Genomic DNA, 23,222 nt, shown 5'->3' with positions numbered 1-23,222 from the left:
ACAAAGAATTTTCAAAAATATCAAGCTACACTAAAAATATCACAGATACAGGAGGAGACAGATATGATCATAGGGGTTCCTAAAGAGATAAAAAACAATGAAAACCGTGTCGCATTAACACCCGGGGGCGTTTCACAGCTCATTTCAAACGGGCACCGGGTGCTGGTTGAAACAGGCGCGGGCCTTGGAAGCGGATTTGAAAATGAAGCCTATGAGTCAGCAGGAGCGGAAATCATTGCTGAACCGAAACAGGTGTGGGACGCCGAAATGGTCATGAAGGTAAAAGAACCGCTTCCGGAAGAATATGTTTATTTCCGCAAAGGACTTGTGCTGTTTACGTACCTTCATTTAGCGGCTGAGCCTGAGCTTGCACAGGCCTTGAAGGACAAAGGAGTAACTGCTATTGCATACGAAACGGTCAGTGAAGAACGGACATTGCCCCTGCTGACACCAATGTCAGAGGTTGCAGGCCGAATGGCAGCGCAAATCGGAGCTCAATTCTTAGAGAAGCCTAAAGGCGGAAAAGGCATTCTGCTTGCCGGAGTGCCAGGCGTTTCCCGCGGAAAAGTAACAATTATCGGAGGCGGCGCTGTCGGCACAAACGCGGCGAAAATGGCTGTCGGCCTCGGTGCAGATGTGACCATCATCGACTTAAATGCAGACCGCCTGCGCCAGCTTGATGATATCTTCGGCCATCAAATTAAAACGTTAATATCTAATCCGGTCAACATTGCAGATGCTGTCGCAGAAGCGGATCTTCTCATTTGCGCGGTCTTAATTCCGGGGGCTAAAGCACCGACTCTTGTCACTGAGGAAATGGTAAAACAAATGAATCCCGGTTCGGTGATTGTCGATGTTGCGATCGACCAAGGCGGCATCGTCGAGACTGTCAACCATATCACTACACATGATCAGCCGACATATGAAAAACACGGTGTCGTCCACTACGCTGTGGCGAACATGCCGGGCGCAGTCCCTCGCACATCAACAATCGCCCTGACTAATGTTACTGTTCCATACGCGCTGCAAATCGCAAACAAAGGGGCAGCGAAAGCGCTCGCAGACAATGCGGCACTGAGAGCCGGTTTAAACACAGCAAACGGACATGTGACCTATGAGGCTGTGGCAAAGGATTTAGGATATGAGTATGTTCCTGCCGAAAAAGCTTTACAGGACGAGTCCTCCGTGGCCGGTGCTTAATTCACAATGAGCTTGCAGAAAGATTTCTGCAGGCTTTTTTTTATCTTTTCAAAGGAAAAAAGAGACCCTTTCACGAATTAAATTATGAAGTTGATCATAAAGGAGGATTCATATGGCTGTTCAGCAATATGGCGTGTTAAAAGGCATTGTCTTAGACATGAAGCGGGAAACCGATGATGACAGTCCTCATTTCCAAGTCAAAGTGCTCGGTGAAGAGAATACGTATTACAGGTGCGCCATCAACGTGATGTCCAGCTCTGAGGAATCTGAAGTATTGTATTTAGCTGACGATCAGTTTGATTCGAGCTCAATTACCATCCTTCCGAATATGCCGTATGGATATACAAAGATCAATGAAGCAAACCGTGAAGTGGCGCTGGATTATGTGCGTGGCAATTTGTTTGCCCCGGCAGAAATGAAGCCTTTGCCGCATGAAATCACCGGTCCTGATAATGATTTGAATGATTTTATTGAAACGTATATGAAGAAAGCGCAAGCAGAGAAAGCGCCGGTTTACATTTTCGGCTCAAAATTTGGGCCGGAACAGGCTGCAGATAAAATATTTGGTTTTACCCCGACCAACGGTATGCACAATATCCATATGAATCAAGGAAATGCAATGGATACCCGCTGGAAAAAAGACAACGGCTCGTGGCATGACGGTGGCATTCTGATTCAATTTAGCGATCAGTGGGCAGCTGTGTTTTTAGCGTTTTTATCCCAATCGTGGTGTACAGATGAAAACGGAAACCCGGTCAGAGATTGTGATCATACCCAAACGTCTGCATAAAATAGAAAAAGAGACTGCCGCGAGCAGTCTCTTTTTTATGCGATTATACATTTTCAACAGGCTTTAGGCTGTTTGGCCTCATATCGCTCCAATGCGATTGGATATAGTCCAGACAAGCTTCACGCCCTTTTTGCTCATGAACGACTGTCCAGCCGCCCGGCACATCTATAAAAGCGGGCCATAGGGAATACTGGCCCTCATCATTGATCAGCACTAGATATGTGCCATCCGCATTTTCAAAAGGATTTGTCATCTATTGCTTCTCCCCCTTCTTTATTCATCTCTTCCAATTTGACAGCTAGAACCTTGCCGATTAAAGCAAGCGGCTCCGGCTGACAAAGGTCTTTATGACGGCAGTCAATATCAATTTGTTCAATTTTTCCGTGAATATAAGGCTTCCACGCATCAGGTTCAATCGGATCAAACCATTCAGGAATGATTGTTGATCTGAAAAACAAGACATTTCCATTGAAGGTTTTAGGCTTATACGAGCCTAGAATGCCGACAGAATTGACATACGTATTCTTCAGATTTAAAATGATTGATTCATCCAAACTCGCAAGCGCGCTTCCGTCACGGCGAAGAATCTCGATCGCCGTTTCAAAATCAAGCGGTTTGTCCCCTAAGCTGTCCGGGTCGTACCCGCCTAACGCCAGAAGGGCAATCAGCGCTTCCTCATCATCCGGCGCCTCTTTTATAGGAAGGAAGTGGTTCGGATAGGCGTCAAGCATCACCAATAGGGATACTTCTTCTCCTTGATTTTGCAGCTGGGTGGCCATTGCTTGAACGACATTTCCGCCCAAGGACCAGCCTAGCAAATGGTAAGGGCCTTTCGGCTGGATTGTTCTGATTTGTTCAATGTAATCGGCAGCCATATCGTCAAGTGTTTTCGGAAGCTCTTCACACTGTCCGATTCCCCGTGCCTGCAAGCCATAGATCGGATAATCCGTTCCTATATTTGTCATCAAACCGGCATAGCACCAGCTGAGTCCGCCTGCCGGATGCACGCAGAATAAAGGAGGTTTGTCTCCGCTTGTTCGGAGCGGCAGCAAAACGTCAAGTGCGCTTTGGCTTGAACCCATTTCAAGTCTTTCTGCAAGCCCGGCAACAGTCGGCGCTTCGAATAGGCTGCCAATGGTGAGTTCAACGCCGAGCGCTTCACGAATGCGGCTCATCAGCTGAACAGCAAGCAAGGAATGCCCGCCTAAATCAAAGAAACGGTCATCAATTCCGACACGAGGCAAATGGAGCACCTCCATAAACAGCTCACAGAGGATTTCTTCCTGCGGCGTTCTCGGCCCGCGTCCTGTCACTGCCGCTGCAAAATCCGGAGCGGGCAGCGCTTTACGATCGAGCTTTCCATTCGGTGTCAGCGGCAATTCTTTCATCATCACAAAAGCTGAAGGCACCATGTAATCCGGCAGCCTCTCAGCAGCATATTTGCGCAGCTCCGCCGTATCAAACGTTTCTTCCGAAGAAGGTATGACATAAGCCGCCAACCGTTTATCTCCCGGCTGATCCTCGCGTACAATGACTGCCGCATCTTCAAGCTGCGGATGCTGAACAAGCGCGGCTTCAATTTCTCCCAACTCAATCCGGAAGCCCCGAATTTTCACTTGATGATCGGCACGCCCGACATAGTCGAGAGAACCGTCAGCGCGAAAGCGGGCCACATCCCCAGTGCGGTACATCCGGCTGCCCGGGGGACCGAACGGATCAGCTATGAAGCGTTCTGCTGTCAATCCAGCACGGCCTAAATAGCCTCTTGCCAACCCTGCTCCTGATACATACAGCTCGCCGGCAACACCAGGCGGAACCGGCTGCAGGCGCTCATCCAGCACATAGACACCAAGATCGGGAATGCCGCAGCCGATCAAGCTGTTTGCCCGTAAAGCTGCCATGCTTCGGTCTAATTCGATATAGCTCACATGCACCGTCGTTTCTGTAATCCCATACATATTGATCAGCTGCGGTCTATTTTCAGGGTGGCGGTTATACCAATCCTCTAGACGGCTGAGTTCCAGTGCTTCTCCGCCAAAAATGACATAGCGCAGACTGAGCGCCTGTCCAAGATCAGACTGCTCCCGTTCCGCCTGCATCAGCTGATAGAAAGCGGACGGTGTCTGATTCAGTACGGTCACACCCTCTTTGACCAGCAGGCGCAGAAACGCTTCCGGCGATCTGCTGACGTGATGAGGCACGATCACAAGACGGCCTCCATGCAGCAAAGGACCCCAAATCTCCCACACGGAAAAGTCGAACGCGTAGGAATGGAACATGGTCCAGATATCGTCTGAGCTGAAATGGAACCAGTGATCAGTTGCTGCAAATAAACGCGTTACGTTTTGGTGAGGAATCATCACACCTTTTGGAACACCTGTCGAGCCGGAGGTATAAATGACATATGCCGTATTCAAAGGAGAAAGCGGCTGAATCCGGTCCGTATTCTTTGGATTCTCAGCAGTGTACGTGTTTAGTTTCTCTGCCAGTTCGGGATCATCCAGCACGATTTTCGGCACGTTTTCCGCTGGCGGAATGCTTTCTGCAGCTTTTGTGTTCGTCATGATAAACACAGGCTGCGCATCTTTCAGCATAAAAGCAATTCGCTCAGCCGGATAATCCGGATCGAGAGGCAGATAAGCCGCCCCGGCTTTCAGCACCGCCAATAGCCCGACAGCCATTTCTAATGACCGAGGCAGTGCCAACGCCACAAATTGCTCCGGTCCAATTCCTTCACTGATCAGCATTCGGGCAAGCCGATTCGCTCTTTCATTCAGCTCTGCATAGCTCAGTGATTGATCTTCATAAACCACGGCAATGGCATCAGGACTCAAAGCAGCCTGCTTCTCAAACTGCTCCGGTAAACATGCATGCGGAATCTTTTCAGATACACTTGGCCAATCTGCCGCCATGCTGCTGTGCTCCTCCGGTGCAAGAATATCCAGATTTCCGATTTGCTGGTCAGGATCAGACTCGGCAGCCTCCAGCAAGCGCATTAGACGGTCAGCAAGAGCCTGAGCGGTTTCCCGCTTGAAAAGATCAGTGCTGTATTCTAGCAGCCCTTCCATTCCGTTTGGAGTCCCGTCAGCAAGACGATTTTCACTGATTTCCAGCGTTAAATCAAACTTGGCAGAACCAACGCTGTGAATCCGCAGGCTGCTTTCCACGTCAGGAAGATACAGTTCAGCATCCGGTGTGTTTTGGAACGCGAGCATGACTTGGAATAAAGGATGCGTCGCCCGCGAGCGAGCCGGATTCAGCACCTCTACGAGTCTCTCAAACGGCATATCCTGATTTTCATAGGCTGCCAGATTCACTTCCCGCACACGGTCAAGAAGTTCACGGAAGCTTGGATCACCGGACGTATCGGTTCTGAGCACCAATGTATTGATAAACAGACCTACAAGATCGCCTAGCGCCTCATCATTCCGCCCCGCGATCGGACTGCCGATCGGAATATCAGTTCCCGCGCCAAGTCTTGTCAATAAAGCGGCGAGACCGGCTTGAAGCACCATAAACAAGCTCACTCTATTTGCGCGGGCCAGCTCCTGCAATCGCCTGTGCAGTTCAGGCGCCATGCGGAATTGAATCGTATCCCCATTATGGCTCGGTTCAGCCGGACGTGAATAGTCAGTCGGCAGTTCAAGCTGATCAGGCAGATTCTTCAAGGTTTCTTTCCAGAAAGCAAGCTGTCCGGCAATCAAACGATTTGAATCATCCCCGCCCTCAAGCAGTTGTTGCTGCCAGAGCGCATAGTCTGCATACTGCAAAGCAAGAGGTGCCCATTCGGGAGCGTTTCCATGACTGCGAGCAACATAAGCCGCCCCAAGATCGCGGGTCAGCGGCGTCAATGACCAGCCGTCCCCTACGATATGATGAACGAGGAGAAGCAGCACATATTCGTCAGGACCGATGGTAAATAGCTCGGCACGAAAAGCAGGTTCAGCCGCGAGATCAAAGCTGTAGCGAACAGCTCCAGCCAGTCGCTCAGAAAGCTCATGTTCGGCAATTTCAGTAACATGTAAATCAGGCCGTGCTTGTTCAGCGTCTAAAATGTGCTGGTAGGATGCCCCTTTTGATTCAGGAAAGATTGTCCGAAGGCTTTCATGGCGGCAGACGAGATCATAAAGTGCCGTTTGCAGCACTCCTAGGTCCAGTTCACCCGACAGACGGACAGCAACCGGAATATTATAAGTAGGGCTCGGCCCTTCAAGACAATGGAGGAACCATAGCCGGCGCTGAGCAAAAGAAAGCGGAATCCTTTCAGGGCGCTCGGCTCTCTGCAATGCGGGACGTGCACGCTGCGCCTGATCAAGATGGACAGCGAGTCCGGCTACTGTCGGTTCGTCAAAGAGCTTGGCGATACCGAGTTCGGCACCCATTACCTCGCGAATGCGGCTCATCAGACGGGCTGCAAGAAGAGAGTGACCGCCCAGCTCGAAGAAACTGTCATCGATGCCGACGCGTGCCAAACCGAGAACCTCGGCAAATAAATCACACAATATCTGTTCTTGAGGCGTACGCGGTCCCCGTTCGCTGACAGATGTGCTAAAATCAGGCGCCGGCAGTGCTTTCCGATCGAGCTTGCCATTAGGTGTTAATGGCAGTTCGTCCATCTCTACAAATGCGGCAGGCAGCATATAATCTGGCAGACCGGCACCCATATAACGGCGAAGCTCGGCAGTATCAATAGCTGAAGCAGTCACTATATATGCCACCAATCGTTTGTCTCCCGGCTGATCTTCCCGAACAACAACCGCGGCCTGGTCAATATCCGGATGCTTGGCAAGCACGGCATCAATTTCTCCAAGTTCAATTCGGAATCCGCGAATTTTAATTTGATGATCCGCCCGCCCGATATAATCCAAGGACCCATCAGTGCGCCAGCGAGCCTGGTCTCCGGTCCGATACATCCGAGTCCCAGGCGGTCCGTATGGATCTGCAACAAAACGCTCAGCCGTTAGATCAGGGCGGCGGAAATAACCTCTAGCCAAGCCGGTTCCCGCGATATAAAGCTCGCCGACAACTCCCGGCGGCACCGGCTGCAAACCGTTATCAAGCACATACACCTGCGTATTCCAAATCGGCTTGCCAATCGGCGGAATGCCCTTCCGCCCCTCTTCAAGAAAAGCTGCTGCAGACCAAATCGTTGTTTCAGTCGGGCCGTATAAATTCGTGACTGGACAATGAAGCTCATGAAGCGCCTGCAAAAGACCGCTCGGCAGCGCTTCTCCTCCGACAAGCACTCTGAGCCCCCGAAGTTTCTCAGGTTCATTCGTGACCAAAGCATGCCATAGTGTAGGTGTCGCCTGCATAATATTAATATCGAAAGATTCAATCATTTGGGCTAATGCCTGTGGCTCGCGGATTGTTTCTTTCTTGGCGATTACAATTTGTGCCCCGCTGATCAGCGGAAGATATAACTCCAATGCTGAAATATCAAAAGCGACGGTCGTCACAGCCAACAGCCTGTCTTCTTCTCCCAGAGAAAATGTCTCCTGCATGGACATCAGAAAATTGCTTAAGCTTTTTAGTGTAACAACGACACCCTTCGGCCTTCCCGTTGATCCCGAGGTGTAAATGATATACGCGGGATGGGCAAGAGAAACCGATACATTGGGATTAACAGGCGAATAGCGTTTGACAGCCTCCTGTGTAACAGCCTGATCAAGCACAAGCTGCGGCACTGCCCTATTATCAGGCAGACGGGCTGCTATTTCCTTTGTCGTTATGATGCATGAAGGTTTCGCATCCTCCAGCATATAAGAAATGCGATCGGCCGGAAACTCCGGATCAAGCGGAAGATACGCCGCACCAGCCTTTAGTACAGCAAGCATCGACGCCACCATCTCTGGAGAACGCGGCAGCGCCAAAGCGACAAATTGCTCCGGGCCAAGGCCTTTTTCGATCAACAGATGCGCGAGACGGTTTGCCTGTTCATTCAGTTCTTGATAGTTTACTTGAACGTCATCACATATGAGAGCGATACGTTCTGGCGTAAGGATGGCCTGCTTTTCAAACATATCCTGAAGGCTGACCAGCTTCTCGGGTTTGGCTGTCTCATTCCATTCACGAATGACTTGTTCTTTCTCTCCTGGCAATAGAAGCTCCATTTGACCAATCAGCATGTCTTCCCCTTCAGAAGCCGTTTGCAGCAGCTGTAAGATCCGCTGCAGATGAAGTTTAATATCAGACTCGCTGTATACTTCAGGATTCGCATCAACATCAATTCGCAGTCCGCTGCCGTCCGTTCTGTCATATACATTGATTGAGAGATCATCAACAGGACCCGCTGAAAGATTGTGCGTTATGCCCCGGGCGCCGGCAAAGTCGAGACCGTAATCAAACGGCATGAGATTGATCTGCGGGCCAAATAATCTATGGTTATCCCCTATCAATTTCAAATCGCGGCGAAGCTCTTCATGGCGATACTTATGATGCCGCCGAATACTGCGGATTTCCCGGGAAATTTGCTGAATCAGTTCAGAAAAGCTCATCGAAGAGCTTACAGACAGCCGAAGCGGAAGAAGGTTCATTACCATAGCCGGCACATTCAGTGATGCGGACCCGATCCGTCCCATCATGGGCAGACCGAGCACAACATCCTCAGAGCCTGTCATCCGGTGCACATAAACAGCTGACACCGCAATCACGACTTCATGCCAGCTTCCTGAGAAATAACGCGCCGCATCTTTTAACGCGCTCACATCAGATAGAGGCAGATACGCCGTTTGACGACGAAAACCGTTAGATGTTCTTGGCGCCCGATCAGCCAAACTCACAACTTCAGGTCCATCAGCAAAACGATCCAGCCAGAATTGGCGATCCTTCTCATATTGATCTGATGCGCGATAATCTAAATCCTCCTCCAAAACGGCCTGTAGCGATCCAAAGGAACCTGTTGCAGCTGATTGTCCTTTCATCAGTGCGGTATACGTACTTGCTACACGCTGGGCAATCAGAGAAAAACCGAAGCCGTCGATCGCTATATGGTGAATGCGCTGATACCAAAAGAAACGATCAGAACCGGCAATAAACAGAGCTTCATTGAACAAAGGGTCATATCCTAAATCGACCGGCTTTGCCAAATCTGCCTTCATCCAGTGTAACGCTGTTTTTTCCGGATCAGGCTCAGAGCTGACATCAATGACGTGCAGCTGTACATCCGGAGACGGGTTTATCATCTGCCAAGGTCCGTCCATATTTTCACCGAAGCGGACATGCAGCGATTCAGCTTCCTTTATCACGTGCTGCAAAGCTTCTTCAAAAAGAGCAATATTGATTGGTCCATTGATTTCTATATATTCCGCTGTATTGTATATTGGATTGTCCGGATCAAGCTGCTGAGCAAACCATATGCCGGTTTGCGCCCCGGTCAAAGCATATTGAATGTCTTTTGTATCAGGCATCCGTTTGTTTACCCTCCTTTTATAAATAATCCGCGTTTGGCAGCACTTGCCGGCTGCGGGTAGTGAGCAATTTCTGCCAGTCTTCGATCGTCGGGCGTTCAGCCAGTTCCACGAATGTCACCTCGGCTCCTTCACGTCGCCATTGTTCTACCAATGTCATGATCCTTACCGAATCAAGTCCCCGTTCAAGCAAATCCTCTTGATCCGTAATATCTTCAGGTGTTTCTTGAAGAAGCTCAACAATTTGTTTACGGATCTTTTCATATGTAAACACCTCTTTCCCAGTGTTTGCTGACGTTTTTGGAGTGTCTGCCGGCGCATTCTTCAGCTGATCGAGAAGACTGTCAGTCATCACGGTAAACGCACAGCGCCCAGCTGCATAATCCAGCGCCATTTGATGTTTTTCTAATGAAAAGTCAGCCACTGCATCTCCCACAAAAAACGCTTCAATATCCTCCATAAAGGCTTCACATGCTGTAACGAGACAGCCGATATGGGCGTAAATTCCCGAAATGATTAGCTGATCGCGTCCCTCTTTGCGCATCATCTCAAGCAAATTCGTTCTCTTAAACGCGCTGTATCTCCATTTTGTCAGCACAAGATCATCATCATCCGGTGCCAGCTCGGTGATAATTTTCTCCTCATAAGGGCCGCTGTTTAATCCCGGGCCCCAAAAGTCTGTCAGCAACGCCCGGTCAGCGGGATTTTGGCTTCCCGGCTGTGCGGTATAGACTACAGGTATCCCAAGCTGGGCACATTGATCCTTCAGCGTGCGGATATTTGCTGAAAGCTCTGTTACCGGAGAGGCTCCCGCTGTAAAGGCATCGACAAAATAGTTTTGCATATCGTGGATTAACAGGACTGCCCGATTTGGATCAGGCACCCATGAAACTTTGTTTTGCGGCATATCAGACGCTGTCGGCATTTGATATGGCTGAATGGCAGGTATAGCCATTTGAACACTCCCTCTCAAATTGTTGTTTATGTTATTTTTTTGATCCTGCAAGAAGCTTCTCGGCAATCGCTTCACGAAGCGCTTTTTTGCTGACCTTACCAACCCCTGTCTGCGGGAAGGAATCGACAAATTCAATCCGGTCAGGGATTTTGTATGCCGCCAGTCCGCGCTCTCTCAAAAACGCTTTGAGCTCGGCGGCTTTCGGGGTTTCATCCCGGGGGATAATGAACACACAAGATCTTTCGCCAAGAAATTGGTCAGGCATGGAGACCATTGCCGCATCATGGACAGCCGGATGCGCCAGCAAATGATTTTCCACCTCTTCTGCCGCCACTTTTTCTCCCCCGCGGTTAATTTGATCCTTCGCCCGGCCTTCAACGACAATATAGCCATCTGATGTCAGCCTGACGATATCCCCCGTGCGGTAAAAACCGTCCTCAGTAAAAGAAGCGGCATTATGCTCATCTGCCTTATAGTAACCTCGAATCGTATACGGCCCCCGCGTCAGCAGATGTCCTGTTTCACCGGGTTTCACGTCGCGATTCTGATCATCCCGCACGCGTATTTCATCGTATGGAGACATCGGTTTTCCTTGGGTGTTGACAATCACTTCCTCAGAGTCATCCAGTCTCGTATAATTGACGAGACCCTCTGCCATTCCGAACACCTGCTGCAGGGTGCAGCCGAAAACAGCTTTCACCTTGCGCGCGGCTTCAGCACTGAACTTTGCGCCGCCGACCTGCAGGACTTGAAGGCTGGAAAGATCGTCACGGCGTGAGGAGACCGCATCCATCCAAACCATCGCAAGAGGCGGAACAAGAGCGGTAAACGTCACTTGTTCCTGTTCAATCAATGGAAATGCGTCATCAGGACTTGGAGAAGGAGATAATACCACTCTTCCTCCGGCGTATAATACGCCGAGAACCCCAGGCGAGCTCAGCGGATAATTGTGTGCCATCGGCAGCGCTGCCAAGTACACCGTGCTGTGGTCGAGCCAGCAGACCTCCACACTCCGCTTCAGACTATAAATGTAGTCATCGTGAGTCCGCGGGATCAGTTTCGATAGGCCGGTGCTTCCGCCGGAAAGCTGAAGGAACGCTACATCCGAAGATTTGACTTCAGGCAGTTTTGCAGGTTCTGTATGCAAAGCCTCCAGCTCCAAAAATTCCTCCGCCTCACCTGCGACAATAACGTGCTTCAAAGACGGCAGTTTGCTTTGAACCTGTCTGGCGAGTGAACGGTAGTCAAAGCCTGAGTAAGAGTCGGGAATGATATAAGCTGCCGCTTCCGCAAACTCGCAAAAATATGTAATTTCACTGCTTCGATGCGAAGGCAGTGCGAAGACTGGGAGCGCTCCCAGACGGAAAAGCGCGAAAATGACTTCAAAAAACTCTGCGATATTCGGCAGCTGCACCACGACACGATCCATCTTTTGAATGCCGAGCTTTTGAAAGCCTGCAGCCAGACGATCAGCCCTTATGTCAAGCTCTCGATAGCTCCAATGAGTGTTCCCGCATGTAATTGCGATGCGATCGCCATATTTCGCAGCCCGGTCTCTTAACAAATCTCCAAACGTCTCGCCGGCCCAGCAGCCGTTTTTCCGATATGTCTCAGCTACCTCTTCAGGCCAAGGAGTAAATCCATTCAGCATGTTGTATCCCTCCAGCAATTCATTCTGATCATATGTGCTTCACGCCCATTGCCCGAAGCATTGTCCGAAACTTCGCGGATGTCTCCTGAAGCTCGTCCTCTGGTTTTGATCCGGCAACAACACCGGCTCCTGCATACAGACGGAGTGAGCGTTCTTCTGCCTCTGCACAGCGGATTGTGACGATCCATTCTCCATCACCCGCATCGTCACACCAGCCGACCATACCGGTAAAGAAACCGCGGTCAAACGGTTCAATGCTGAGAATCGCTTCTCTTGCAAGGTCTGTCGGTGTTCCGCAGACGGCCGGGGTCGGGTGGAGCGCGGCCGCCAATTCAAGTGCGGTTACAGATGGATCGGAGAGCTCTCCCTTAATCACGCTGGACAGGTGCCACATTGTCTCCGTTTTGATCAATGAAGGCTTTTCCGGAACATCCAGCGTCCGGCAGAAAGGACGCAGCGCCGCCGCAACCGCGTCAGCCACAACAGCATGCTCATGGAGATCCTTAGCAGAAGAAAGCAATTCAGCAGCCCGGCGCTGATCTTCAGCAGGATCATCACTGCGAGGCCTTGAGCCGGCTAATGGATTGGAAACAACCTGAGTTCCCATTCTTGAAACGAGAAGCTCCGGACTTGCACCGAGCAATGTTCGGCTAGAGGACGTTTCCGCTTCGCTGGACACGTCCGCAGCAAACGTGTAGCCGTGCGTGTTATGCCGCGCCAGATGGTGAAGCAGTTCATCCGTCTGAATCGGTTCAGACGATGTCAAATGCAGAGATCTGGACAGGACGATCTTGCTGAGAATCCCATCGGCAATATGTGCAAGCCCTTGTTCCACACCGTATTTGTAATCCTCTGGTGCAGGAACAGGCTCTATGTGGTATGTATACTCAGTCTGCAGTTCCTTCTCCGCGTGATCAAATTGAAGCGGTCCTGACCAGCTTACTTCTTCAGGAACAACGAGCCTGGCTGCTTTTACATGATCAAAAGGAACAGCTCCGACAACAAGCGGACGGCTTTGCCCCGATTGCTTTGCTTGATTCAGCGTCTCTGCAATACGGCCGGAAAGGGTTTCTATTTGGTTTTGCCCGTCTGCCTCCGGTACAATTTCTCGTACACCTTTTGCCAACAGTACACGATGAGGAGAAGCTAAGAAAAAAGCACCCGCCCGATACTCATGAAGCAAATGCTCCGCTTTTGTTTGTGATAAAACGTTTTGTTCCAACATTCTCATGTACCTCCTTTAAAATGAGTTATACGCCTAAAGTCGCGCCGCCATCCACGCATAAATTATGCATCGTAATATGCCCTGCCTGACCGGAAACCAAAAAGAGCACGGCATCTGCAATATCCGAAGGCTGAGCCAGTTTTTTGAGCGGGATTCCTGTCTTAAATGTCTCTAGTGAACCTTTTATGACTTGCTCAGCTCCATTGTCATCGGCCCATAATGACCACTGCATGTCTGTTTCCGTTGATCCGGGAGACACAATATTGCAGCGGATATTATACTCTGCAAGCTCAAGGCCAAGACATTTCGTAAACATCACAGCCGCAGCCTTAGAGGAGGCATACGCCGCCATAGATGTCCTCGGCACACCAGCGGCATTCGAGCCGACTGTTACAATGGAACCTGATCTGCGGTCCATCATATATTTGCTGACTGAGCGCGAGGCGTTAAATACGCCGGTCGAATTCACTGAGAACGTAGCCTCCCATTCTTCATCGCTAAGCGAATGAATCAGTCCCGGGCGAAGGACCCCCGCTACATTTACCAAAATATCGATCGGCCCCATTTCACGCTCGATGCGCGCCGTGATCTCGTCAATCGCCGCGCTGTCTCTTACATCCGCCGGAAAGGCTTTTGCCTGACTGCCTTCCGCTTTGAGGCTGCTCACAGCCTTTTCCAGCTTTTCTGGATTATAATCAACAGCCGCAATGTGTGCGCCTTGGCCGGCAAGCGTCCGCGCAACTGCTTCACCTATCCCCTGCGCAGCTCCTGTTATTAAAGCGATTTTTCCCTTTATTCCCATTGTATTCATGTCATCAATTCCTTTCTTCACTTGAGATGCCGAATGGAGATCCAGTGAAAAAGACTCTTGCGCCTTACACCTTTTATTGATAATGATAATGATTATCATTATCAATTATAAAAATAATCATATCCAAATGTCATGAGACAGTCAAATATAATTTCAATGACGTTTATTTTTTTAGAAGCAAGGCTGAGAATGTCTCAGCCCATTGACATATGCGGTCCGTCAGGGTGAAGCGCAAAACGCAGCGCCCGGCTCACCAATACAGGAAGAACTGAAATATGTCCTTCTCCTGAAAACTCGCAAAATTCTGCCCGGATGCCTTGTTCAGATAAAGCGGCCAGCCGCTCGTAAAGCTCCCTCGCATTATCGTTCATCCGGCTTTTATGATGCTGCTCCAATTCTCCTGCGGCAAGCAGGATATTGATAGGCTGATTATTTTTCTTGAAGCAAGAGGCGAAATGGCCCGCTTTCTCAAGAATAAACGGTTTATTCCAATGAATGGACGGACTTCCCGCGACATACGTTTGAAACGCATCCGGCTTTGATAACAGCACATGCAGCACGAACAGCCCGCCAAGCGAGTGCCCAAAAATCGTTTGTCTGTTTCTGTCAATCTGATAATCTCGTTCTATTTCCGGTTTCAGATCCTCCTCAATAAATCTGAAAAAGCCCTCCGCTCCGCCATGCTCAGGCCATTCTCTGCCGTCAGGCCTTTCTGGCAGCTTCGATTTGGCTGTCGGCATTGTAAAATCCCGGAGGCGCGCTGAGGAGAACGGTTCTGCTGTTCCATAGCCGATGCCGACGATGACAGCAGGAATCACCCCGGTTTTTTCAGGACGGCGCCCCTGAACTCGGACGGCTTCCGTCATCGTTCCGAAGACAGAATTGGCATCCAGCAAATAAATGACAGGATAACCAGCGGACGGCGGCGGTGTATTCGGTTTCGAGATAAAAATTTGATAGGCACGGTTTTCATTGCGTGAAGTCATCATACGCACTTCCGTACCAGGAATAGTAAATGCGTTTTGCGTCCCGCCTTTCACCCGGTCTGTTGTATTCTCATTCATGCAGTACGACATTCCTCTCCTTATGCTAAACCACAACATATGATAATGATTTTCACTATCAACTAGACACCTCAAATAATAGGTTTTCTTCCAAAGAAAGTCAACTTTTTCCTTAATAAAAAAGGCACCTTTATCAAATAAGGTACCTTAAGACTATCAATATGGAAATGAAAACCGGCAAAAGACGCAGATGGTCCTGCTAAAAATAGAACCTTAATCCCATGTAAACCTTTGATTTTGCCAAGGGTCGCCTCTCATGTGATAGCCGTTCTGCTCCCAAAAACCGGGGTGATTTTCTTTCGTAAATTGGATGCCGCGCAGCCACTTGGCGCTTTTCCAAAAATACAGATGCGGAAACACGCCCCGCAGCGGGAAGCCGTGTTCAGGCGTTAAAGGCTCGCCATGATGCGCATAAGCCAAAAGTGAGGTTTCAGCCAAAAAGTCATCAAGCGGCAGATTGGTCGTCCAGCCCTCTTCCGCATGTAAAATGACGTAGCCCGCTTCTTCTTGTACACCCGCTTTTTCCGCGATATCACGTGCCCGCACACCTTGCCACACATTATCAAGCCTTGACCAGCCTGTGACGCAATGGATATCATTTTTCGATTCGTGCTGAGGGAAGGCTTTGACATCTTCAAAGCTTAGCAGCATTGGATGGTCAACCAATCCGTATACTTGAAGATTCCATCTCGTCATATCTTCGTAATATGGAACATTTCCCGTATGAAGCACAGGAAACGAGGTTGTAACGTTTTGATTTGGCGGCACTCTCCCAGATTGATCCGATTGTTTTGTTTTTCCAAAATACATACTGAACCCTCCTTTTGTTAACCTTAATTCGATTTATGTTGACAATATTGCCATTCTTTATTACTCTATGATTGTGTATGCAAATCTAAGGGGGACAACTATGAAACAACGTAAACTTCGCGCAGGCGATATGGCGCTGATCGGAATGTTCGCCGCACTTATGGCTGTCGGCGCCAACCTTACATCAGTAGCACCCTTTTTACAAGTAGCCGGCATTCCGCTGTCGATGCAGCCGTTTTTCTGTCTTTTGGCGGCCTTGCTGCTTGGCAGCAGACGGGCAGCGATTGCCATGGTCATCTATGCGCTTGTCGGATTAGCCGGAGCGCCTGTGTTTGCTCAATTTTCAGCGGGATTCGCGCCGTTTGCAGGGAAAAGCGGCGGATTTATTATCTCATACATCCCGGCGGCTTTTGCAGCTGGATGGTTTTTAGAACGCAAACTCCAGCCAAGCAAAGTCCGATTTCTGATTGCTTCTTTTATCGGGACGGCGATCATGTATATCATCGGCACAACCTATATGTATCTTGCACTGAAGCTGTGGATTCATGCGCCGGTGAACTACGGCACGGCTTGGGGCTTCATGACTTGGTTTATGGTAAAAGACGCAGCGCTGGCTGTGATACTGGCGTTTATTGCACCTGCGATCTACCGCTCTATTCATAAAGCAACCGGATTTAACAGAAATCACATATCGCCGACGTAAAAACCGTTCTATTGGACGGTTTTTTTATCATAACGAGAAAAGGCTCCCCAGTAAAGGGGAGCCTTTTTCCTTATAAAACAAGCGCTGCAATCCAGCCAAAGATGACAAGCGGGATATTATAAAATATAAATGTCGGCACACATGTGTCCCAAATGTGGTGATGCTGTCCGTCCGCACTCAACCCTGAAGTCGGTCCAAGCGTACTGTCGCTTGCAGGCGAACCGGCATCGCCAAGCGCAGCTGCAGCCCCGATAATCGCAATTGTTGCCATTGGACTGAATCCAAGCTGCATACATAGCGGCACGAAGATGGTTGTGATAACCGGAATCGTCGCAAAAGAAGATCCAATTCCCATTGTAATTAATAAGCCGACAAGCAACATCAAAACGGCGCCAAGTGATTGGCTGTGACCGATAAAACCAGCAGACGCTTTGACAAGCGAAGCCACGTCTCCCGTTTTGTTCAATACATTGGAGAAACCTGCTGCAACGAGCATGACAAAGCCGATAAATGCCATTAAAACCATTCCGTCAGTAATTAGTGAGTCCGCTTCATCACGCTTCATCACACCGCTGACAAACAGAACAATCAGACCTGCCAGCGCCCCCATAATCATTCCTTCTACTCCCAAAGTCTGAGATAAGTAAAGCTGAACGCCAAGTGACACGACAATGGCGAGAACCGCGATGCCAATGCTTTTTCTCGTATATGGGGATGCTTTTGCACCTGAAATGTCTTTTGTTTCGTATTGTTTTGGTTTACGGTATACGATCACTGATAAAATAAGGCCGACAACCATGCCCGCAACCGGGATGATGAGTGCATACGGAATGTCACCGAGCGGAACGTTTAATCCGGCATCCGCCATGTTGTCCCTCAGCATGCCTTGGAAGATTTGGCCGAAGCCAACCGGTAAAACAATATAAGGAGCCGTTAAACCGAATGTAATCACACATGCTAACAAACGGCGGTCCATTTCGAGTTCATTAAAGATTTTCAAAAGCGGCGGGATCAGCACCGGGATAAACGCGATGTGAACCGGTACCACGTTTTGCGAAAAACAAGATACAATTAATATAATCAGCACAATCAGCACTTTAGACAGTGCCTTTTTGCGAGAATCTTCTTTATTACCAATTAATTTAACAGAGGCTTCCACCATTGCATCCGGAAGGCCCGTTTTCGTTAAAGCCGCAGCAAACGCGCCAAGCATGGCGTAGCTGACTGCCACGGTGGCATTTCCGCCGAGTCCGTCCGTAAAGGCTTTAACCGTTTCGCCAAGACCGAGCCCGCCTGTCAGCCCGCCGGCCAGAGCGCCTAAGATTAATGCGATAACAATATTGACACGCAGCAGGCTTAAAACAAGCATAAGCAGCACTGCGATAACGACTGCATTCATGATACCCCTCCAAAAATCCTTTAGTTTGCTAATGTAGTAGATAAATAAAGTACGAACGTATCGTATCATAATCAATATACTTTAGTCAACTAAAGATTTCGGAAGAAAAAATCCCCGCCGCATACTGCGGCAGGGGATTTATCATGATTCACTTTGATCTTTTTCCAATGCAAATCGTTCCGCCAGTGTGGCCAGTGTTCTGGCCATCACGCCGGTGGCTCCGGACGGCCCGAAGCATGTTGCTTTATTAGAAGTCGCCGTGCCCGCAATATCTAGATGAACCCAAGGTGTCGATTCAGCAAATTCACCAAGAAACGTTCCTGCCATAATCGCATGTCCTTCGCGTCCCGGCGAATTGCTGAGGTCCGCCATTTGGCTGCTTTTCACACGCTTTTTATCCTTTTCAGTGATCGGCAACTGCCAGATTGCCTCGCCGCACTCTTTTGCTGCATCAGCTACCTGCTGATAAAAACGTTGATCATTTGTCATAGCGCCGGTCGTTTCTTTTCCTAATGCCACGACGACGCCGCCGGTAAGCGTAGCCACATCAACAAGAACTGACGCGCCATGCTGTTTGGCGTATGTAATGCCATCCGCAAGCACAAGTCTTCCTTCAGCATCCGTATTGAGGATTTCAATGGTTTTTCCGCTTAATGATACGATGACATCATCAGGCTTCATCGCCCCGCCGGAGATCATATTATCGGTTGACGGTATAACAGCAAGCACATTTTGTTCTGGCCGAAGCTCTCCGATCATTTCCATTGCGCCGAGAACCGCAGCTGCTCCCCCCATATCAGACTTCATGCCGACAATGCCGGATTTCGTTTTAATGGAGTAGCCGCCTGTATCAAAGGTAATTCCTTTGCCGACAAGTCCGACGACGTCTTCCCAATCCTTTTTGCCCTGATACCTCAAAACAATCATTTTCGGCGGTTCGGCAGAGCCTTGGTTTACCGCAAGTATTCCACCCATGCCGAGCTCTTCCATTTCTGATTTCTCCAATATTTCACACTCAAAATCATATTTTGCCGCAAGCTCTTCTGCATAAGAAGCCAGATCCGTCGCTGTCAGCATGTTTCCCGGCATATTCACAAGCGTTCTAGCCGAATTTGTCCCTTGACCGTATGCCTGGCCGACGTGAAGTCCCGCCTGCACTTCCTGTGTGTCTTCGTCTGTGACGGCATACACGGCCTCAATTTGTTTGTCCGGCTCATTTGATTTGTGCTTATAATCCTGCACCTCATAGGAAGCAAGCAGGCAGCTCTCAGCTAAAGCATGAGCGGCATCAGCTGCCGGCACGTCTTCCGACATAAACGTGTCAAGCAGGACAGCTGCTTCTTGTTTTCGATCTTTGTGAATCGCTTGAAAAACATGCGCAAAACATTCCTTTGCCTGTTCAAACGAATAATTTGCCTCTCTCCCCAGACCAACGAAATAAATCCGTTTCATACCCGCAGAAGATGGAGGGAATACTTTTGATACTTGATTCGGTTTTGAAGAGACATCACCATCTTTCAATAGCTGTGTCAGATGGCCTTCAAGCAATTCATCAATGTCCAACGCTTTGCCTGTAAGCCGGCTTTTTTGAAAAAGCCCGACCACAAGTGTATCTGTGTGCTCTAATTGCTGAACCGCATAAAACATGGGGCTTACACTCCTAACGTAATGGGTATTTGTAATGAACAATGGTATAATAGGAAAAACATTCTTTCCATTACACTTATTTTATCAAACAACAGTCAAGACTTGCTTTTTTCTTTTGAAACACGAAGGATTTTTCAAATAGAAAGGATGTCGCCGATGGAACTTTTAACGAATTTCCCTTTATTATCAAGCCTGGCCGCGATTATTTTTGCTCAGGTCATCAAAGTGCCCATACAGTTTATCGTGTCCAGAAGACTGGACTGGTCGCTGGTCACAAGCACAGGCGGCATGCCGAGCTCCCACTCCGCAGCGGTCACCGCGCTTTCTACAGGCGTAGCCTTGGAGCACGGGTTAGGCTCCTCTCTCTTTGCGGTTTCCGCTATTTTCGCCGTCATTACCATGTTTGACGCAACTGGCGTCAGACGTCACGCCGGTGAACAGGCAACAGTTCTCAATAAGCTTGTCATTGATTTTAACCGCTTCGTAAATGAAGCAAAGGACTTCCCGAAAGCCGAAGATAAAGAAAAGCAAAAAAAGCTGAAGGAGCTTCTCGGACATCAGCCGATCGAGGTCTTTTTCGGAGGCTTAACAGGTATTTTACTGACATTCATACTCGCTTACTTTTTTCTGTAATAAAACGCTCCAGCATTCGCTGGAGCGTTTTATTCTTTCACAGTTTTATATTGATTTCTGAACACCTGCAGCGATTTTGTTTCATTGAGCTTCTCAAGCTCATCCTCGGTAACCTTTCCCGTTCCCTTTTTAATCACATATACATCAAGGGTTTTTTTGCCCCATTCATTGTACACATCTTTGACGGTTTCAAAGTAGAGATCAAGGCGGTTTCCCTTAATCGCTGATCCTGTGTCAGCCACAACTCCGAGACCGTAGTTCGGGATGAATAAAATCGTGCCGATCGGAAAAACGGACGGATCAGCGGCAACGGTGGAATATAAATCCCGTTTCACTTTCACGCCTGAATATGTAAGCCCGTATAATGGATCGCCGGGATTTTTCCCCGTCGATTCAGCTCCTGCTGTGTACCCTGTTGCTGTTACTCTTTGGACCGGATAATCGTCCCAGTCAAATGCTTCTTCTAACAGTTTTGTTTTATCATTGGCCGCGGACATGGTTTGTGTTTTTTTCTGCTGCAGCGCTTTTAATGTCAGTCCTGCATGCTTCAAGTGCTTTTCTTGTTGTTCCTGCACCCATTTTGACAAGTCCTTCGCTTCGATTCCTGACACTGACAAAAATGTCGTGCCAAATGCAAGCAGAAATAAACAGGTCATCAGCAAACGTCTGATCATAGTCAACATCATTCACCTCTCCTCCGAATCATTGTTCCCAATTGGAGAAAGCAATATTCAAAATGGTGAATGGGCAGAAAACAAAAAAAAGCTTTCTATAGAAGAAAGCGGCAGTTAAAACATTTGATATCCTCTTTTTCTGAGCATGTTGATCGCTATACCGGACACGATCGCGCCAGCCAAACCGCTGGCTAAAATCAGCACATCGGCAGCTGCTAATGACACGATTCGATGAAACAGGCCGGCAAAGGATTCTCCCGGCGACTGGACATAGCTGATCAGCTTTTCCTTGCTGATAATGAATAGGCATACAATCGGATAAATCACAGCCATTATCCAAGACATTCTCAGCAGCATGTTTAATAAGAAACCGATTCCAAAAAACAAGACAAAAAACAAAACAATTGAGATGATTACGACTGGCAGACTAATCAACCTATCCCACCCCCTGCGTTGTTTTCAGTGTAACGCGAGGGCTGAATTAAAGTCAACGGCTGGAAAAAGAATGCCTGTCTTTTCCTGTTCCCCGGCATGACGGACAAGTCTCTGAACCGCCGAGGATCAATTGAAAATATCCTTTCCCTGAGCAAAATGGGCATGCATGTGAAGTGGTTGTCTTTGCAGTTTTCATCTGATCATCACCCTTTTTCCTAATTTTCTGATAATATACCATATCAAGCTGTCAACAAAAAAACCCGCGGAAAGCGGGTTTTTAGAAAAACTTAAACTTGCCTTTTTTCAGCGTCAGTCCCAGGCCGCCGATCAAAAACAGCGAGCGGTTATCGATGACTTTTTTCATAAACGAAGCCGGCGTTCCTTTCAGCTTTCTGCCATAAACGACCCCAACCGCGTTATGCTCGCCAAGAGATGCCACCGTTCCTTTAATGTCCGGCTTGAATTGCTCAAGCTCTCCGCCTTTAATGAGTCTGCTTAGGTTCTTAGCAACCGTGATCCCCTGCTGCATCGCAATTTGCGCAGTCGGCGGATACGGGCGCTCTGTATCTTCGTTCATAAACAGTGAGCTGTCGCCGAGAATGAAGACGTTATCATATCCAGGTGCGCGAAGATCAGGATTGACTTTGACCCGGCCGCGCATATTTTCAAAACCGGCTTCTTCCACAATCGGATGGCCGCGGACACCTGCCGCCCATACAACGGTTTGCGATTTGATCTGCTCTGGTTCTTCATCTTTTTTCCCGACTCTGACTCCTTCCGGTGTACATTCTTGTACAGCCGTGCCGATCTTAAATTCAACTCCGTTTTCCTCAAGATAATGAACCGCATAATCGACAAGCTCAGGATCAAAGCCAGGCAGCACGGTCGGTGCCGCTTCCACGCAAATGATGCGGACAAGGCTCCTGTCAATGTCATACTCCTTACAGAGCTCAGGCACGCGGGCCGCCAGTTCTCCGAGAAATTCAATTCCCGTAAATCCGGCTCCGCCCACAACAATTGTTAACCTGTCCGGCCGTTTTTCCGCTTCCGTATTGTAAGTCGCAAACTGCAGCTCAATATGTTCCCGCAGCAGGCGCGATGTGTTAATATTGGCGATCGGAAATGCATGTTCCTTCAAACCTGTAATGCCAAACGTCTCAGGCACTGCGCCGAGCCCGATGACTAAATAATCGTACTGCAGCTCTCCATTCGCAAGCACAACTTTTTTCTCTTCAATGTTGATTGCCTTTACGGTATCCTGTACAAAATTGACCCGCGACTGGTTGATGACATCCTTTATCTGATAACGGCAGCGGTCATGATGGAGCGTACCCGCACTCGCTTCATGCATCCATGTCGTTTCATAATGATAATTGTGTTTATTCACAAGCGTAATATCAGCATCATTCGGCCCGACAAACTTTGTCAGCCTTGTTACCGTCATCAATCCGCCATATCCTGCACCTAAAATCACGATTTTGGGCTTATTCAATGCCATCACATCCACCTTCTCTTTTTTTTGCTTTTGTTAGACGCATAATAAAATGATCATTTGTGTTAGCTTCAGCTTATTGGCGGGATTTTATGAGATATATTAAAAAGTTTTTTGTGAAGTCCACACCCAGAACACTACTATCATATCTATCCGGCTGGCCCAGGAAAAATTCAGAAAAAGATCAAATCATTTGGTTATCATCGTATCGGCCTGAGGAAATATTTTCAAGAATGGATGCGCACGCTATTACACTTACGTTTTTTTCGGCTGACTCGTCAATTTAAACAGCAATATGGTATAATTAATAACAATTTTCATTTA

18 protein-coding genes are annotated in these 23,222 nt (G+C 48.7%); 4 read left to right on the top strand and 14 right to left on the bottom strand.

Annotated elements, in window-relative coordinates; translation table 11 throughout:
• Window positions 1-63: 63 nt before the first annotated feature.
• Window positions 64-1,200: an alanine dehydrogenase gene (gene ald, locus V756_RS0104870; protein ID WP_024713690.1), complete on the top strand. Its 1,137-nt coding sequence runs from the start codon at window positions 64-66 to the stop codon at window positions 1,198-1,200.
• A 112-nt stretch (window positions 1,201-1,312) separates the two neighbouring features.
• The gene (locus V756_RS0104865) at window positions 1,313-1,990 is read left to right on the top strand and encodes a YukJ family protein (RefSeq protein ID WP_024713689.1); all 678 of its coding nucleotides are present in this window, start codon (window positions 1,313-1,315) and stop codon (window positions 1,988-1,990) included.
• Between the two features lie 43 nt (window positions 1,991-2,033).
• Here the strand turns inward: V756_RS0104865 and V756_RS0104860 are convergent, their stop codons facing one another.
• The 8 genes from V756_RS0104860 to V756_RS0104825 form a co-directional block, all read right to left on the bottom strand.
• On the bottom strand, window positions 2,034-2,243 hold the full coding sequence (locus V756_RS0104860; RefSeq protein ID WP_024713688.1) for an MbtH family protein: 210 nt from the start codon (window positions 2,241-2,243) through the stop codon (window positions 2,034-2,036).
• A complete protein-coding gene (locus V756_RS0104855; RefSeq protein ID WP_024713687.1) occupies window positions 2,227-9,399 on the bottom strand; it encodes a non-ribosomal peptide synthetase in 7,173 nt (2,390 codons plus the stop codon). Before V756_RS0104855 ends, V756_RS0104860 begins: the two co-directional genes overlap by 17 nt.
• A 19-nt stretch (window positions 9,400-9,418) precedes the next feature.
• Window positions 9,419-10,354, bottom strand: coding sequence for an isochorismatase (locus V756_RS0104850; RefSeq protein ID WP_024713686.1), 936 nt, complete (start codon window positions 10,352-10,354; stop codon window positions 9,419-9,421).
• 31 nt (window positions 10,355-10,385) lie between these two features.
• Window positions 10,386-12,005, bottom strand: coding sequence for a (2,3-dihydroxybenzoyl)adenylate synthase (locus V756_RS0104845; protein WP_024713685.1), 1,620 nt, complete (start codon window positions 12,003-12,005; stop codon window positions 10,386-10,388).
• Window positions 12,006-12,033: 28 nt separating this feature from the next.
• Window positions 12,034-13,230, bottom strand: coding sequence for an isochorismate synthase DhbC (gene dhbC / locus V756_RS0104840; RefSeq protein ID WP_024713684.1), 1,197 nt, complete (start codon window positions 13,228-13,230; stop codon window positions 12,034-12,036).
• 25 nt (window positions 13,231-13,255) lie between these two features.
• Window positions 13,256-14,041, bottom strand: coding sequence for a 2,3-dihydro-2,3-dihydroxybenzoate dehydrogenase (locus V756_RS0104835; RefSeq protein ID WP_024713683.1), 786 nt, complete (start codon window positions 14,039-14,041; stop codon window positions 13,256-13,258).
• A gap of 194 nt (window positions 14,042-14,235) precedes the next feature.
• Window positions 14,236-15,105 (bottom strand): ferri-bacillibactin esterase BesA, encoded by an 870-nt coding sequence (gene besA, locus V756_RS0104830; protein WP_024713682.1) that lies wholly within the window; start codon window positions 15,103-15,105, stop codon window positions 14,236-14,238.
• A gap of 213 nt (window positions 15,106-15,318) precedes the next feature.
• Window positions 15,319-15,915, bottom strand: coding sequence for a sulfite oxidase-like oxidoreductase (locus V756_RS0104825; protein WP_024713681.1), 597 nt, complete (start codon window positions 15,913-15,915; stop codon window positions 15,319-15,321).
• 100 nt (window positions 15,916-16,015) lie between these two features.
• Here V756_RS0104825 and V756_RS0104820 point away from each other — a divergent pair, with 100 nt between their 5' ends.
• On the top strand, window positions 16,016-16,618 hold the full coding sequence (locus V756_RS0104820; RefSeq protein ID WP_024713680.1) for a biotin transporter BioY: 603 nt from the start codon (window positions 16,016-16,018) through the stop codon (window positions 16,616-16,618).
• Between the two features lie 70 nt (window positions 16,619-16,688).
• On the opposite strand, the gene V756_RS0104815 is transcribed toward V756_RS0104820, so the two are convergent.
• Together V756_RS0104815 and V756_RS0104810 are read right to left on the bottom strand one after the other, a co-directional pair.
• Window positions 16,689-18,017: a Na+/H+ antiporter family protein gene (locus V756_RS0104815; protein WP_024713679.1), complete on the bottom strand. Its 1,329-nt coding sequence runs from the start codon at window positions 18,015-18,017 to the stop codon at window positions 16,689-16,691.
• A gap of 141 nt (window positions 18,018-18,158) precedes the next feature.
• Window positions 18,159-19,664 carry a leucyl aminopeptidase gene (locus V756_RS0104810; protein ID WP_024713678.1) on the bottom strand — a complete coding sequence of 502 codons (1,506 nt, stop codon included), beginning with the start codon at window positions 19,662-19,664 and terminating at the stop codon, window positions 18,159-18,161.
• A gap of 156 nt (window positions 19,665-19,820) precedes the next feature.
• Here V756_RS0104810 and V756_RS0104805 point away from each other — a divergent pair, with 156 nt between their 5' ends.
• Window positions 19,821-20,297 (top strand): divergent PAP2 family protein, encoded by a 477-nt coding sequence (locus V756_RS0104805; protein ID WP_024713677.1) that lies wholly within the window; start codon window positions 19,821-19,823, stop codon window positions 20,295-20,297.
• Window positions 20,298-20,326: 29 nt separating this feature from the next.
• On the opposite strand, the gene spsC is transcribed toward V756_RS0104805, so the two are convergent.
• The 4 genes from spsC to V756_RS0104790 form a co-directional block, all read right to left on the bottom strand.
• Window positions 20,327-20,983, bottom strand: coding sequence for a stationary phase survival protein SpsC (gene spsC / locus V756_RS0104800; protein WP_081719772.1), 657 nt, complete (start codon window positions 20,981-20,983; stop codon window positions 20,327-20,329).
• 102 nt (window positions 20,984-21,085) lie between these two features.
• Entirely contained in the window at window positions 21,086-21,406 is a 321-nt protein-coding gene (locus tag V756_RS0104795) for a YuiB family protein (RefSeq protein WP_024713675.1), read from the bottom strand.
• A 52-nt stretch (window positions 21,407-21,458) separates the two neighbouring features.
• Window positions 21,459-21,602: a YuiA family protein gene (locus V756_RS01000000121860; RefSeq protein WP_032681740.1), complete on the bottom strand. Its 144-nt coding sequence runs from the start codon at window positions 21,600-21,602 to the stop codon at window positions 21,459-21,461.
• 81 nt (window positions 21,603-21,683) lie between these two features.
• On the bottom strand, window positions 21,684-22,904 hold the full coding sequence (locus tag V756_RS0104790) for an NAD(P)/FAD-dependent oxidoreductase (RefSeq protein ID WP_024713674.1): 1,221 nt from the start codon (window positions 22,902-22,904) through the stop codon (window positions 21,684-21,686).
• Window positions 22,905-23,222 lie beyond the last annotated feature (318 nt).

Source organism: Bacillus tequilensis KCTC 13622 (genome assembly GCF_000507145.1).
GTDB lineage: Bacteria > Bacillota > Bacilli > Bacillales > Bacillaceae > Bacillus > Bacillus tequilensis.
The sequence above is the reverse complement of the archived record's forward strand: the minus strand, read 5'-3'. Positions and strand labels throughout refer to the sequence as shown.

Bases quoted from the DNA above. Each gene is read 5' to 3' on its own strand.
- dhbC (WP_024713684.1), bottom strand. From the start codon at position 13,230: ATGTTGGAACAAAACGTTTTATCACAAACAAAAGCGGAGCATTTGCTT.
- V756_RS0104860 (WP_024713688.1), bottom strand. From the start codon at position 2,243: ATGACAAATCCTTTTGAAAATGCGGATGGCACATATCTAGTGCTGATC.
- V756_RS0104850 (WP_024713686.1), bottom strand. From the start codon at position 10,354: ATGGCTATACCTGCCATTCAGCCATATCAAATGCCGACAGCGTCTGAT.
- V756_RS0104835 (WP_024713683.1), bottom strand. From the start codon at position 14,041: ATGAATACAATGGGAATAAAGGGAAAAATCGCTTTAATAACAGGAGCT.
- V756_RS0104845 (WP_024713685.1), bottom strand. From the start codon at position 12,005: ATGCTGAATGGATTTACTCCTTGGCCTGAAGAGGTAGCTGAGACATAT.
- V756_RS0104820 (WP_024713680.1), top strand. From the start codon at position 16,016: ATGAAACAACGTAAACTTCGCGCAGGCGATATGGCGCTGATCGGAATG.
- V756_RS0104815 (WP_024713679.1), bottom strand. From the start codon at position 18,017: ATGAATGCAGTCGTTATCGCAGTGCTGCTTATGCTTGTTTTAAGCCTG.
- besA (WP_024713682.1), bottom strand. From the start codon at position 15,105: ATGAATGAGAATACAACAGACCGGGTGAAAGGCGGGACGCAAAACGCA.
- V756_RS0104865 (WP_024713689.1), top strand. From the start codon at position 1,313: ATGGCTGTTCAGCAATATGGCGTGTTAAAAGGCATTGTCTTAGACATG.
- V756_RS01000000121860 (WP_032681740.1), bottom strand. From the start codon at position 21,602: ATGAAAACTGCAAAGACAACCACTTCACATGCATGCCCATTTTGCTCA.
- V756_RS0104855 (WP_024713687.1), bottom strand. From the start codon at position 9,399: ATGCCTGATACAAAAGACATTCAATATGCTTTGACCGGGGCGCAAACC.
- V756_RS0104805 (WP_024713677.1), top strand. From the start codon at position 19,821: ATGGAACTTTTAACGAATTTCCCTTTATTATCAAGCCTGGCCGCGATT.
- spsC (WP_081719772.1), bottom strand. From the start codon at position 20,983: ATGATGTTGACTATGATCAGACGTTTGCTGATGACCTGTTTATTTCTG.
- V756_RS0104810 (WP_024713678.1), bottom strand. From the start codon at position 19,664: ATGTTTTATGCGGTTCAGCAATTAGAGCACACAGATACACTTGTGGTC.
- ald (WP_024713690.1), top strand. From the start codon at position 64: ATGATCATAGGGGTTCCTAAAGAGATAAAAAACAATGAAAACCGTGTC.
- V756_RS0104790 (WP_024713674.1), bottom strand. From the start codon at position 22,904: ATGGCATTGAATAAGCCCAAAATCGTGATTTTAGGTGCAGGATATGGC.
- V756_RS0104825 (WP_024713681.1), bottom strand. From the start codon at position 15,915: ATGTATTTTGGAAAAACAAAACAATCGGATCAATCTGGGAGAGTGCCG.